Origin of the sequence: Paenibacillus sp. PK1-4R (assembly GCF_030369595.1) — a bacterium.
Taxonomy (GTDB): Bacteria; Bacillota; Bacilli; order Paenibacillales; family Paenibacillaceae; genus Paenibacillus.
Genome location: NZ_CP126535.1, coordinates 5,516,917 through 5,531,541, shown reverse-complemented (window position 1 = coordinate 5,531,541; position 14,625 = coordinate 5,516,917). Strand labels below are relative to the sequence as shown.

The window sequence follows — 14,625 nt, the reverse complement described above, 5'->3', positions numbered from 1 at the left end:
GCTAACCTATTTTAATTATTCTCATATTTATCCATTTTTAATTGAATAAAAAGGAGGGAGAATTTTAGCATTTAGACTGACTACATAATTCATGATTGAAATACATTGAAACGTATGGGGGAAATGAAATGAAAAGAGTATCCATTAGTAGGAAGTTGCTTTTAGGTTTTGGTTCTGTACTGCTGTTATTGGTGGCCGTTGTAATCATCTCATATACTCAGTTTGTATCGGTTGAGAAAACGTTTACAGATTTAATCCGGGAGCGAACCGCGAAACTGCTCATTATCAAAAATATGATCATTGATGTGAAATCCCAGCAGGTTGCTTTACGGAATTTTGTGACGGAAGAGAATGATCAAAGCGAGCAACAATTCAAGTCTTTTTATGAAGATTACCGTAAAACAAGCGAAGAATTAAGATCAGGGATACAAACCCCAACGATGATTGATTATCTGGATCGTTCAGACCGCAGTGCGGAGGAATATTATGCCTTTGGACAGAATGTCATCGAGTTGAAGAGACAAGGGGAAACTGGCGAAATCACAAGGATGCTGTTAGAGACAGGTCCAACGATTATATCCGGATTTGAAGAAACGGTAACGGCCATGGAACAACATCAACAAAACTCGTTGGACACCGGCATTGTTAATGCCAATCAACTCATTCAAACAGTGCTTCGTTTAATCATAATTATTGGTATTGTCTCGATCGTTTTAGGCGTGGTAATTGCTTTGATCATGGGGAGAATCATATCCAAACCGGTTGCACATGTTGCAAGGGCTGCAAGCCGAATTGCTGATGGGGACCTGACGGGTGAGGCGATTGTTGTTCGTAATCGGGATGAGATCGGAGAACTGGCGGAATCCTTCAACAAAATGATGGACAACTTGCGTCATTTAATCCATCAGGTGGGTCATAATGCGGATCGGGTAGCTGCTTCATCTGAGGAATTAACGGCAAGTACAGAGCAAACGGCGACAGCGACCGAACAGGTAGCTACGACGATGGAAGAGATTGCTACGGGTATGGATACGCAAGTGAGTATGGTTGGAGACGGATTTCATACGATTAGTGAATTGTCCACAGGCTTCCAGCAGATGACAGAGAATACACAAAATATGTCGGATGAAGCAACCAATGCGTCAGCAAAAACCATAACTGGTAATGATGCAGTTCAATCGGCTGTTGAGCAGATGAACTCGATTCATCAGACTGTACGTGTACTTGCTACGGTTATTGAAGAACTGGGTAATCATTCCGATGAGATTGGATCCATGGTTGAAAGTATCTCCGAAATATCGGCACAAACCAATCTGCTGTCTCTTAATGCGGCTATTGAAGCGGCAAGAGCAGGGGAGCATGGGCGTGGATTCGAGGTGGTTGCTACCGAGGTGCGCAAGCTGTCTGATCAATCTGCGAAATCAGCGGAACAGATTAGTGTACTCGTAGCTGCTATACGCAAAGGGATGAATAATGCATCACAATCCATGGGAGAAGTAAACGCTGAGGTTCAGGAAGGTATAGAACTTGTCCGTAAAGCGGGAGGTATCTTTGAGGAGATTCGTGAAGCTGTCAGCAATGTCGCAGGTCAGACTCAGGAGGTATCTGCATCCATTGAACAAATGGCGGCGGGTGTGGAGCAGATCAATGTGTCCATGAAGACTATCATGGAAGTAACAGAGAATGCAGCTGCCGGAACAGAGGAAGTCAGCGCAACGTCCGAGGAACAACTGTCTGCCATGCAGGAAATCGCTTCGGCGGCTAATGACCTTTCCTCTATGGCGGAAGAGTTACAGGAGTCCGTCAGTCGATTTAAGGTGTAATCATGGGTATACTTCTGGGTGAAGTTCAATATTTATGAACGATCATATCGTGTATGTAAAACAAGTGGGTGCCCAAGAGAACAACAGTTATGCTGTTCTCCTGGCACCCCTTTTTTGGTGAAGTAGCGATCAGTGGGTCATTTTAACGAATAGCGACTTTATATGTCCGCAACCAGGTATTGATCTGAGTCAGATATGCAAATAACTGTGGCCCTGACATTAACTGTCCGAACCAGGGGAGGTTGGAAGCTGCATCCGGTGAAGACGCAAGATTGCGGATCTGAGTTTTGTCGATCAAAGGCAAAATAGGTGATGTGGGATCATCCAGGATATCAAGTACCTGCTGTTTGACCGCGGCCAGATATTGCGGATTATGTGTTTTCGGGTATGGACTCTTTTTGCGATATAACACATCGTCAGGCAGGACACCTTCGAGCGCTTTACGCAGAATACCTTTTTCCCGCCCGCCGGTTATTTTCATTTCCCACGGGATGTTAAACACATACTGGATCAGACGATGGTCACAGTAAGGTACCCGTACTTCCAATCCTGCCCCCATGCTCATCCGGTCTTTGCGATCCAGAAGTGTAGGCATGAAACGTGTGATGTTCAGATAGGACATCACACGCATTTGTGCTGCTTTACCTGTTTCCCCATCCAACAGAGGCACTTCAGCCACTGCATCCGAATAGCGGTCTGCCAAATAATCGAGTGGCCGAATCCATTCCCGAATGTCCGGGGATAACAACGCGGCTCGCATATCAGGCGCTACAGACCACGGAAACGTACCGGAGTTCAACATATCTTCTCGATGGAACCAGGGGTAACCGCCAAACACTTCATCCGCTGCTTCGCCTGAAATGGCAACCGTGGCTCCTTTTTTGATTTCTTTACAGAACAAATAGAGCGAGGAGTCTACATCTGCCATACCTGGCAGATCCCTTACTAGCATGGCCTGTGTCAGTGCATGAACCAGTTCTCCGTTCTCAATCTCAATCCAGTGATGGTCGGTCTTGAGTTCATCCACCATTCGCTTAATCCAGGGACCATCTGCACCCGGCTGAAAGGAATGCGCCTGGAAATGCTTGGCGTTATCCACATAATCGACAGAATACGTGCTGACTTGGCCTTGCCCGGTCCGGTTGTAATAATCCACGGCTAATGCAGACAAGGCACTGGAGTCCAGTCCTCCTGATAAAAGAGAGCATACCGGAACATCCGAAGCCAACTGGCGCTCCAGTGTATCTTGCAAGAGAGTTCGCACCTCGGCTGCCGTCTCTTCCAGGTTATGTTCGTGATTCTGGCTTTCCAGTTTCCAGTAGGCATAGGTTCGGATCCCGTTTCGGTTATAGATCAGCGCGTGCGCAGGCTTGAGTTCGCTTAGTGAAGAGTATACGCCGTGTCCTGGTGTCCGTGCAGGACCTACGATAAACACTTCGGCCAATCCTTCCGGGCCAATAGCGGCTTCCACATCGGGGTGAATGAGCAGAGCTTTGGGCTCTGATCCAAATACGAGTGTGTCTTTGGCATTACTGTAGAACAGAGGTTTCACGCCAAGGCGATCTCGTGCGATAAAAACCTGTTCGCGTCCCCCATCCCATATGGCAAAAGCAAAAATACCGTTAAACCGGTCAACACATGCCGGTCCCCACTCAATATAAGAGGCGAGCAACACTTCCGTATCACATTGCGTGCGGAACTGATGCCCTCGCTGGAGTAATTCCTTTTTCAACTCGGGTGCATTGTATAGTTCTCCGTTATACACGACGGTATAGGAGGTATCTCCCTGTAACGCATGCATGGGCTGTGCGCCGTTCTCGGGGTCCATTACACTAAGACGCCGATGTCCAAAGGCACAAGGATTGGAGATCCATGTACCTGAAGCGTCGGGCCCCCGGTTCGACAAGCTATCCGTCATACGGACCAGCAGCTCTGATTCCTGGGTCAAATCCCGATTCCACTGTATGAAGCCGGTAATACCGCACATGGTTTGTTCATCCTTTCTTGGTCGAGTCATTCATCCGTATGGCTGCTTAGTTACTGGCAACCAGCAAATGTTGTCTTTTTCGTCAGAGGTCGTAACAAATATATGCCGAAAGCAGGCATAAAATGTCTGTCCTCTTCGGAAACTAGTTCTAGGGACAACGGCCTCAACATGCCTGTGAAGGAGAGAACATGCAATGGACAGTATGAAGTATTATGTGTCTGTCATGGGCCGCTCCGTTATTCCGGATCCGTCGGTAACATCGTATGAATGGATCATTCAGGCAACGCCGCAGGAAGCGGAGCAATTACTGGGACTGCTGAGCCTCATGCAGGAAAAGGAGGAAGAGGCCTTTCCTGGCATGGTATTCCCATGGCCAGATACACCGGAGGAGTCCGTAAACCGAGCTTATGAAACGGTATTACAACAGGTATATCGGGAGATTTACCGATTGGGTACACCAGAGACACGATACCAGATTGAACAAAGTACATGATAAGCACAAAGGAAAAGGAGCGATGACGAATGTATGCCATTCAAGATGCCAAAATACGCAGATTAACCGAGGTAGATGGATTGTCTTGTGCAGAGGTTGAAGTGCAGCCTGGGAATGCCGGAGATCCGTCGTTACTTGTATACGTGGCCTCAACACAGCCCGGAAATTCGCTGGAAGTTGTTCGAATTGTACGCAATCACTCCGATTCAGCGATCGACTGGTATAACAATAATATGCATACCGCGTTTGAAGAGGCGACAGAAACCGCATTTGAGAACAGCGAAGGCATTACTGCCGAAGAAGATAAGGCTCGGTTTCAGAGTGAGCTGTTTGCTTTTGGTTTGCTGGGTCCAACACTTCAGCGGTACCTGGTTGGGCAGGCTTAAGAGGGAATGCCACAGCAACAGATGTGGTGTTAGCGGGATAGAGTTCGATGTTGAGCTATATGTAGGTGTGACCTGTTGCTGGTTGCTCTGACTGTATCTGTAACAGTAAAAACCCGCCGTTGTTGAACGGCGGGTTTTGTTATGCGATGGTCAGATCAGGTGTGATCAAGCATACTCGCGCAGTACTTGAATTCCTTTAACCACATTGTACACAAAGCTTAATCCGTAGATCACAAAGAATAGAATGACAAACCCAACGGCGGAACCCAGACTATGCGCAGTTACGAAGAAATAAAATAACGGAATGGCAGCGAGGAAGGGGAATACATGTGAGAATAAGGCGCGTTTTGCATGTCCCTCAATGTAATCATCCTTGGCAACAATCCATATAATGATCGGAAACAGGAACGGGGCAAAGAAAATACTAAAGTAGGATAGCGCTGATAAAAGTTGTCTCATGACGATTCTCTCCTTCAATGGATCATTGAATGTATGTATGCAAAAGATTACCCAGCAATTCTGACATTGAAAATGTTTTGTTAATCTTACTCTAAATGTATCAATCTCCTCAATATAACCTGGTTCAAGCTATCATATTCTCAAAGGGGCTGAAGTATGAGAATAACACGGTAAAGTACATTTATCGCCTTTGATTACGAATGATGCCTAGTGGCATCATCAACATCGAATATGGAATTCAGCCTAATAAGCATAAGCTTACGAAGTATGTTTCCTTCGGAAACATTGTAGTTGCTCACGTAGTTTGCCTACGCTCCGCTACTCCATTTCTAGCTTCATTCCATCTTCTCGGTACTGAAAACCGGACTTTCTGAACCTGTATTTAAGTATAATTATTAATTTTTTTATAAAACTATTGAAAAATATAGAAATCAGAGTATAATAAGAACCGCGCCGAAAATTTATTATACATATTTGTCTCAGTAGCTCAGCTGGATAGAGCAACGCCCTTCTAAGGCGTCGGTCGGGGGTTCGAATCCCTCCTGGGACGTAAAGAACAAGAAGCTTCCTTCGGGAAGCTTCTTGTTCTTCGTTCAAGGGAAGAGAACCCCAATGTTTCGTCGGAGTATTCGCTTCGATAGCAATACAACGCAGTCTCGACTGGAAGGAGAGTATCCTTACTGGGACTTAAAAAAGAAACTTCCTTCGGGAAGTTTTTTTGCGTTCAAGGTAAAATTGTTTTATTGGTTATACCTATAAACAATATAGAATTTATATATTTAAAGAATAAACAATTCTATGCCACAATGAGGATATCAATAACGAAAGCGATGGTGGTATTCATGAAATCATTAAATCAATGGCAACCAGATGAGTATGACAACAAACTGGCTTTTGTGTCCGGATATGGCAAAAATCTGATCTCTTGGCTTCAACCCCAAAAAGGGGAAAACATTCTTGATCTGGGTTGTGGGACGGGGGATTTGACGTATGAAATTTCTCTGACCGGTGCTGAAGTTATCGGCATGGATGCATCGACGGACATGATTCGTCGGGCGAGGGAGAAATTCCCTGAACTTGAGTTCGTGGAAGGAGACGGTCATCAGTTTGTGACAAATAGAGTGTATGATGCCGTTTTCTCCAATGCAGCCCTGCACTGGATGCGAAGCCCACGATTAGTGGTGGATAGTATATGGAACTCTTTGAAGCCTGGAGGGCGTTTTGTAGCAGAATTCGGTGGTAAAGGGAACGTTCAGACCATTGTGAATGCATTAGAGCAGGTTATGGAGCGTAACACGGGCATTCGTGCATCGGAACGCAATCCTTGGTATTTTCCTTCGATCGGAGAATATAGCTATATTTTAGAACAACGTGGATTTGTGGTGCGTCATGCCTATCACTATGACCGTCTTACCAGATTGGAAGATGGTGAGCAAGGTATAGTAGGCTGGTTGACTCATTTTGGAGGGGACTATTTTGAGGGTCTCAGTCATGAAGAGGTACAACAAATATGCAAGGAAACCAGTCAGATCGTGAAGCCTCACCTTTGGAAAGAAGATGCTCTCTATGCCGATTACAAGCGCCTGCGTATTGAAGCCGTGAAGCCAGAATAACTAGAATTTTGCGATAGTAGCAATTTTTATTGATGTTAAACGAATTATCGCGATCCTTTGTATACTAACCACGCTTCCCCTATACACCAGGAATCTCTTTCGGATAAAGAGGCTCTTGGTCTTTTTTTGATGCATTATTTTAAAAATGAAATATTCAAACGACAAATAATTACAAATGGATATTTTTATCGTACTCAAGACCCATATAAGTAATTTCTATATCATATTTGTAAGTATTTAGAAGGAAAATGTGGTATTTTGATAGAATAATTTACCAAGGGTCAATCTTCTTGCAGATAGGTGGTGAAATTGGAGTGTGTATTGCAGTACGCACAAACAGCAGGAACCCATCATTTGGTGAGGTATTCACATTTAAAAGGAGGGGCAAAGCCTTGAGTAAACGATTAATATCCACGTTATTAAGTGTTCTGATGGTCTTTTCCATTATTCTCCCCGCGGCTGGAGCCGCTCCCGCAGATTCAGGTATTCAACTTGAGAATTTACCAAGTACGGCCGAAGCCAAACAATGGAGAGAGATTCTTGCAGGACGGGAAGCAAAACTTGCCGCAGATCCATTTTTGGATAAAAGCTTGGAAGGTCTGGGTGGAGAGAACACCCGAGTGATCGTTGAGCTTTCCAATAAACCTGTTGCAGTAGCGCAAGGTGAATCAACCCTCTCCGGAAAATCTTTTACCTCCTCTATGGAAACAAAGGCTGTGACTCAAGTTGAGCAACAACAACAGTCATTTGTACATAGCCTCACTCAGAAGAAAATCAAACATGAAGTATTGGAAGAATATGCATATGCCCTGAATGGTGTAGCGATTGAGCTTAAAGGAAACCAGGTGGGACAATTGCTTCAAATACCTGGCGTGGTCAGTGTATATCCTGACCTTGAAGTTACAATAGCGCCAGAGACAGATGAAGTGAACCCGTACATGAAAGACACAGCGCCTTTTATTGGTGCACCTGAAGTATGGGATCTGGGTTACAAAGGAAATGGCATCAAAGTCGGAGTCATTGATACAGGCATTGACTATGAACATCCTAATTTGCAGGAAGCTTACAAAGGCGGATGGGACTTTGTTGGAAACGACAATGATCCGTATGAAGCAACATATCAGGAATGGAAAGCTTCGGGCGAACCTGAGTTCAATGCTACTGGAAGTGCCTATTACACCTCCCACGGTACGCACGTAGCAGGTACGATTGCTGCTCGTGAAGCAGGGGACTACGGCATTGTTGGTGTTGCTCCAGAAGCGGATATTTATGCTTACCGTGTACTTGGACCGTATGGTAGTGGTCAAACCTCATGGGTACTGGGCGGAATTGATCGTTCTGTTGAAGATGGCATGGACGTAATCAATCTCTCATTAGGTAACGCCGCCAACGACCCGAGTTATATCACTTCTGTTGCCCTGAACAATGCGATGTTGTCTGGTGTGACAGCGGTTGTAGCAAGTGGTAACAGTGGACCTAACCGTTATACACTCGGTTCTCCGGGTGCGTCTGCAATGGCTATCACGGTAGGTAACTCTACAGGACCTAGTCAGCTGATTACAGCTGATACTCACTTCTGGATTGGTGAAGAAGGAGAAGAAACACAACCTGAACAACAACCGGTGCCAGAGGTTGAACTATCTCCTGAACTGGGGACGGCACCTGGAACAGAAGGGCCTGAAAGTTCAGAGCAAGGTGTACCCGCAACTGCTGATGAGGAAAGTGCAGCAGCTGTGGAGGACACAGTTTCTAACGAAGTTGAAGTTCCGAATGTAGAAGAAGCTACAACGGAAGAAAATACTCCATCTGCATCACCTTCTGCACCGGTGGAAGCTTCTCCTGAAGCTGCTCCAGTGGAAGAAGAGTCTATAATTGCTCCGACTGAAGCTCCACTGGCTATTACAGAGTCGGTTTACCGTCTGGATCTGATGGGATGGAGTCTGTCAGCAGATCCTGAAACTGTTTTGACAGGGAAATATGAGCTTGAATTTGCAACACTGGGTAAGCCAACTGACTTTGAAGGTAAGGATTTTACAGGTAAAGTGGCATTAATAGAGCGTGGTGAAATCGCATTTGTAGAGAAAATCGCCAATGCTAAAGCGGCCGGAGCCGTGGCTGTTATTGTATATAACAACATTCCGGGTCCAATCGGTGTAAGTCTGGGCGATAACTTTGAACTCATTCCAACACTGAGCATGTCCAAGGAAGATGGAGATGTGATCAAGGCTGAGCTGGACGCAGGCCAAGCAGTTGAAGTGAGCTTTAGTGACTTTGAACGTTCTCAAACTCCGGGCGATGAAATGAATTCATCCAGTTCACGTGGACCTGCTAAGGTAACGCTGGATATCAAACCGGATATTGTTGCACCAGGTACAAGCATTTTGTCTACGATTCCCGCCTACGGCAAGGATGAGCCAGATGCAGATTACGCACAAGCTTATGATCGTAAATCAGGTACAAGTATGGCTACACCTCATGTAGCAGGTCTGATTGCGCTGTTGATTGAGAAACATCCGGACTGGACGCCATTTGATATCAAAGTTGCGCTCATGAACAATAGTAAGGTGCTGGATACAACCAAGTTTGATGTATTTGATCAAGGTGCTGGCCGCATTCAGGCTGTAAACACCATCGATCCTGCTGCTTTTGTCAAAGTGCTTGATGTAACTCAATACACAGAAAGTGGCTCTGTTGTTGAAAAAGAAAATATTACTGGAAGCATCAACTACGGTAATTTCCTGAGCACAGATGAAAAGACGATTACCAAAACGATTAAAGTTGAAGCGCTGAATGGTAGTGGCGGGGATTACACCGTAAATGTGAATCCAACTCGTAATGTTGCTGGTGTATCCGTTGCGGTAGACAAGAGTTCCTTCACACTGAATGGTGAGGAAGAACTTGCAGTAACAATCACCGTACCACGAGGGGTTACTGCGACTACAGAAGCACAAGGATACATCGAGTTGTCGAACGGAACCAATACCTTTACGGTGCCATATGTTGCTCATTTCAACGTTACGTTGACTGGAGTTAAATATATTGAAACCGTAAAAGGCACTGAAAAAAATCCATTCCACTATCCATTGAAGGCTGATGGTACGTTGGATACCCTTAATGTAGCGATGGAATTCTATAATCCAATGACATTTGCCCTGATTGAGATCTATGATGGTCTTAATCCGGAAGGCGGATATTATCAAGATGGTTATATCGGCTCCATCTTTGGTAACTATTTTAACTTCAATGCCAATGCAAGATACAACCTTGCTTGGGACGGCTCATATGCAGATTACACAACCGATGAAGTGACTGAGATTCCGGATGGTTTATATACGGTAGACATCACTACCATTGGTACGGACGGCAAAACCTATAAGGAAGACACTTCGCCATTTTTGGTGAAAAAGACAGCTCCGGCTATAACTGCACCAGAAGCGTTAGAGTTCACAGAGGATGAGTCTGCTGTTCTTAATGGTAGCGTGGAGGACTTGTACTTCCGTGTAGCTCCTGCGCTTGCCAGCGGATGGGACATCACGTTTGATCCGGCAGCTTCCCTGGAAGCAACGTATGTTGTGAAAAAAGAGGATGGATCGCTTTATAAAGAAGGAGTCTTTGAAGTACAAGCTGATGGCAGCTTCAGCCTTCCTTTGGAGGGGATTGAAGCAGGCGAGTATGCTGTTGACCTTACAGTAAAAGACCAACAGGGGCTTTCGGGTACAGCCAATACGGCACTGAAATTGGAAGCCGTGGAGACCGAACCTGAAACTCCGGCAACTAAGGCCCCAGGTACACCTGTATTGTCTCACAATAACTGGGTAGGCAACGGCTTACCAGAGGGCGCGTATATCGTTACAATGAACCTGTGGTGGGGCGAGAACGCAACTAGCTACAAGTTATATGAGGATGGGGTTTTGGTTGATACGCAAAAGTTGACTTACAACGCGCCGTGGGCGCAGTTTGCTCAGACGAAGATCACGGGCAAAGCCAATGGCACGTATACGTACGTGGCTGAGCTGACTAACGACAAGGGAACAACGCGTAGTCAGACGTTGACTGTTCGGGTTACCAACGCAACGCCAGGCAAAGCGGTTCTTTCTCACGATAACTGGGATGGCGATGGCAATTATAAGGTGTCTATGAACCTGTGGTGGGGAACCAACGCTACAGAGTATCGTCTCTATGAAAATGATAAGTTGATCGATACGCAAGAACTCCGTTCGGCTACACCTTATGCGCAAAGTGCTGTGACTACACTGTCCGGGAAAGCATCGGGCACGTATACGTATCGGGCAGAGTTAATTAACGCAGCCGGAGTTACCAGCACAGACACGATTAAGGTAAAAGTGAAGTAAGTTCATTCCTCATTGAAATTGATTAAAATTGATTAAATTAATGAAGGAATTGTTCTATGAATAAACGGCCTCCATCCTGATTTGCAGGATAGAGGCCGTTTTGTTTTTTTATAAATGAATTATATGACTAACCGATCATTCTATTTTTGCTGGCCTGAATCCCTGCGATTAGCAGAGCGACGGCCAGAATGACCTGTATTAGCAACGGCAGGGTCCATCCTTTTGTCCAGTCATGAAGCATGCCGAACAGTAGAGGTCCCACTGCAGCAAGCATATATCCGAAGGACTGAGCCATTCCGGACAGGCTGGCAGCTTGTCTGGCATCTTTTGTGCGAAGGACGAAGAACATGGTTACCATTCCAAATGAAGCTCCAGCACCTATTCCTGCCAACGTGACACCGATGGTAACGAGCGAAGCGATACCACTTAACAATAAAGCATACCCGACAATTAAAGAAGAGCACGTTATCGCAGTTAGAACACGCTGATCTTGCGTTCGGCCGGCGAGGATTGGAACGATAAAGGTAGCCGGTACACTAACCATCTGCATTAGGGAGAGCATCCACCCTGCTGAGGTGGGGCTGAATCCTTGCTCAGCGAGAATCTCGGGAAGCCAGGTAATCGTTGTATAGAATATTAGAGATTGCAGACCCATAAATAAAGTAATGAACCAGGCCAGAGAAGAGGTCCGTAGACGTACAGGCGTCCCTTCACTTTGTGTGGCTATAAATAACATTCGCTGACGTCCTGCGGCGATCTGGGGGAGCCACAAGAGAAGCGCCAGTATGGACAATAAGGCCCACATGCCTAACGAAGCACGCCAACCCATAGATGTGGCTCCTGCTACGGGCACACTCACACCTGAGGCGATGGCGCCAAATATGTTCATGGATACAGAGTATAATCCGGTGACGATACCTACCCGCAATGGAAAATCACGTTTGATCAAACTTGGCAAAAGCACGTTGCTTAATGCAATGCCGCACCCCAAAATTGCGGTTCCTGCATATAAGGAGAGAACGGAAGGCAACAAGCGTAAGGCCACCCCCATGGTTACGATCATAACAGCCAATAGCAGAGCAGATTCGAGTCCTAAACGTTTGGCAAGACGTGGTGCAAAGGGGGAGACTGCTGCAAAGGCGAGCAAAGGTAGTGAGGTCAGAAGCCCGACCATCGTATGGCCGATACCTGTATCTGAGCGGATCATCTCCACTACAGGTCCGGTTGCTGTAATCGGTGATCTCATGGTAGCGGCGATGACGATAATGCCTGCTAACAACAGGCCGAATCTTTTGGATGTCGAAGAATGTTCTTCCTCCGTATGGATAGATGAGTGTTGCTGTATTGAAGATGACATTGATAAAATCTCCTGTTTCCTAAGAAGTTGATATGTATGGATTGTTACATAATCCACTCCGTAAGCATAACATTCTATGTCAATATTGAGCAATGAAATGAAAAAAACACCCAATGGACCGTGGGTGCCTCGACTAGCCGGTGAACTCTAACGAATCCACGAGGTCTTATAATGGGTAAAATCGCTATTTTCAGATTCTAACGAACCTCAGCGACGTTAATCTGGCTATGAAGTGTAAATAAGTGAGTTAATCCCCAGAATTGGTGAGATAAGCTCTCTAAGATTCGTTAGAATTCAGTGATGCTGAATTTGGAGCAAATAAAGTGTCCCGCGTTCGTTAGAACATCGATTCTTCAACGTGTTGCTTATAGAGTGAGCAAATGCGGACGCTCCAATGCAGCGACATAGAGCATATAACGAAGTGAATGCTCCGACGAACCGTCGGGGTTCTCATCCCCAGAACGCAAAAAAAGCTTCCCGAAGGAAGCTTCTTTTAATACGTCCCAGGAGGGATACTCTCCTTGCAGTCGAGACTGCGAAGTGTTGCTAACGAAGCGAATGCTCCGACGAACCGTTGGGGTTCTCATCCCCAGAACGCAAAAAAACTTCCCGAAGGAAGTTTTCTTTTTATACGTCCCAGGAGGGATACTCTCCTTGCAGTCGAGACTGCGAAGTGTTGCTAACGAAGCGAATGCTCCGACGAACCCTTGGGGGTTCTCATCCCCAGAACGCAAAAAAACTTCCCGAAGGAAGTTTTCTTTTTTACGTCCCAGGAGGGATACTCTCCTTACAGTCGAGACTGCGAAGTAGTGCTAACGAAGTGAATGCTCCGACGAACCCTTGGGGGTTCTCATCCCCAGAACGCAAAAAAACTTCCCGAAGGAAGTTTTCTTTTTATACGTCCCAGGAGGGATTCGAACCCCCGACCGACGCCTTAGAAGGGCGTTGCTCTATCCAGCTGAGCTACTGAGACATGAATTTTTTCAAGCAAAATTGATTTTATCATATGCATACAGGAATATCAAGCATTTTATTTTAAACTGTTTTTCGTATATGATATTTGGCGGCAGTAACGTTTTTTTCATTATATTTAAGGTTATGTTAGAATATCAGGAGAACTCAAAAATAGATCAACAATCGTTTTAATATATACATCTATTTAGGTTGATTCCAACTGGATATTCAGGATATAGAGGAGGTGCTCCCATTAAGGAATCCACGACCCCGGAAACCGAGCATAACAACAATATTGTGCTGTTTCCTAAGACGCTGGACTATTACCAGATTCAATTGACAGTTATGCTTGAAAATGAACGGTATGGTGAAGCGATGAAATTGCTTCACTTTTTGCTGCAATGTCAGGGACAGGAAGAGCGCCACTATGATGAATGGCGGGCCCTGCTTGAATGGCTTCAGGCTGCGTTTCCTCAATATGAAGAAACCTCGCCTGCCGTTCTTGAAGAACGAGAAGAGGAAGAAGAGATTAGTGAGGAGGACATGGCACGGCAGCATGCCCGAATGAAGCTTGAGCAGGATGATGGCTATGCAGATAAGATGCTTCGCACAGTAATGGAGGAGCCGCTGTCTGAACAGACGATGCTGGCTTTGGAGCAGCTTGCCTATCTTGATCTGCCGAAGATTGACGAGGCACTTACGAGTTGGTTAAAAGATAAGTCGCTTCACCCTCTGCTTCAATTCCGGGTGCTGCAAACCTTGCGTCGCCGAGGTGTTCAAGGTATGATCCTGTTTACGAGAGGCGAAGAGCAGGTTGAAGTCGAGATCGACACCGTGCCTCTTAGACCAGAGGAATTCCCAATCCAAATCGTTCAGATTCTGGAACGAGTGGCAGATCAGACGGAGGTTCATGAACCTACGCTCTTTTATTTTGCCCAGGAACTGTGGATACAATATGTCATGGCGGTGTATGGAACCCGTGATTATGTATCGATGCTGGAAGAAAATGATTCCATGACAGATATATGGGCAGCAGCTCTACATATGACCGTTGCAGACAGTCTGGGTGGTTCTCATGATGAGGAAAATACCCGCTCAATGTATGCTGTGACAGGCGCGATGCGCTTTCGACTGGAGCAGGCTTATCGTTCCATGAAACAGTTTGTATCTGCCGGTTTGGACGGTTAATCGAGGCCGGAAA

The 14,625-nt window shown here is 45.8% G+C and carries 9 protein-coding genes and 2 tRNA genes; 7 read left to right on the top strand and 4 right to left on the bottom strand.

What is annotated here, in order from left to right; genetic code table 11:
• The first annotated feature begins 128 nt into the window (after window positions 1–128).
• Entirely contained in the window at window positions 129–1,823 is a 1,695-nt protein-coding gene (locus QNO02_RS24045; protein WP_249912906.1) for a methyl-accepting chemotaxis protein, read from the top strand.
• A gap of 142 nt (window positions 1,824–1,965) precedes the next feature.
• Here the strand turns inward: QNO02_RS24045 and asnB are convergent, their stop codons facing one another.
• The gene (asnB, locus tag QNO02_RS24040) at window positions 1,966–3,810 is read right to left on the bottom strand and encodes an asparagine synthase (glutamine-hydrolyzing) (RefSeq protein WP_249912928.1); all 1,845 of its coding nucleotides are present in this window, start codon (window positions 3,808–3,810) and stop codon (window positions 1,966–1,968) included.
• Between the two features lie 193 nt (window positions 3,811–4,003).
• Here asnB and QNO02_RS24035 point away from each other — a divergent pair, with 193 nt between their 5' ends.
• Both QNO02_RS24035 and QNO02_RS24030 read left to right on the top strand, forming a co-directional pair.
• Window positions 4,004–4,303: a hypothetical protein gene (locus QNO02_RS24035; protein WP_017692581.1), complete on the top strand. Its 300-nt coding sequence runs from the start codon at window positions 4,004–4,006 to the stop codon at window positions 4,301–4,303.
• Between the two features lie 29 nt (window positions 4,304–4,332).
• A complete protein-coding gene (locus QNO02_RS24030) occupies window positions 4,333–4,689 on the top strand; it encodes a hypothetical protein (RefSeq protein ID WP_062837823.1) in 357 nt (118 codons plus the stop codon).
• Between the two features lie 165 nt (window positions 4,690–4,854).
• On the opposite strand, the gene QNO02_RS24025 is transcribed toward QNO02_RS24030, so the two are convergent.
• Window positions 4,855–5,148: a magnetosome magnetite crystal formation protein family gene (locus tag QNO02_RS24025; protein ID WP_017692583.1), complete on the bottom strand. Its 294-nt coding sequence runs from the start codon at window positions 5,146–5,148 to the stop codon at window positions 4,855–4,857.
• A 476-nt stretch (window positions 5,149–5,624) separates the two neighbouring features.
• Here QNO02_RS24025 and QNO02_RS24020 point away from each other — a divergent pair.
• From QNO02_RS24020 to QNO02_RS24010, 3 genes are all read left to right on the top strand, one after another.
• A tRNA-Arg gene (locus QNO02_RS24020) sits at window positions 5,625–5,698 on the top strand.
• A gap of 292 nt (window positions 5,699–5,990) precedes the next feature.
• Window positions 5,991–6,761 (top strand): class I SAM-dependent methyltransferase, encoded by a 771-nt coding sequence (locus QNO02_RS24015; protein ID WP_289390247.1) that lies wholly within the window; start codon window positions 5,991–5,993, stop codon window positions 6,759–6,761.
• Window positions 6,762–7,153: 392 nt separating this feature from the next.
• Window positions 7,154–11,113: a S8 family serine peptidase gene (locus QNO02_RS24010; RefSeq protein ID WP_283945805.1), complete on the top strand. Its 3,960-nt coding sequence runs from the start codon at window positions 7,154–7,156 to the stop codon at window positions 11,111–11,113.
• 127 nt (window positions 11,114–11,240) lie between these two features.
• Here QNO02_RS24010 and QNO02_RS24005 read toward each other — a convergent pair whose 3' ends face one another.
• Window positions 11,241–12,470 carry a CynX/NimT family MFS transporter gene (locus QNO02_RS24005; protein WP_249912908.1) on the bottom strand — a complete coding sequence of 410 codons (1,230 nt, stop codon included), beginning with the start codon at window positions 12,468–12,470 and terminating at the stop codon, window positions 11,241–11,243.
• An 899-nt stretch (window positions 12,471–13,369) separates the two neighbouring features.
• A tRNA-Arg gene (locus QNO02_RS24000) sits at window positions 13,370–13,443 on the bottom strand.
• A gap of 233 nt (window positions 13,444–13,676) precedes the next feature.
• Here QNO02_RS24000 and QNO02_RS23995 point away from each other — a divergent pair.
• On the top strand, window positions 13,677–14,612 hold the full coding sequence (locus QNO02_RS23995) for a hypothetical protein (protein WP_434060091.1): 936 nt from the start codon (window positions 13,677–13,679) through the stop codon (window positions 14,610–14,612).
• Window positions 14,613–14,625 lie beyond the last annotated feature (13 nt).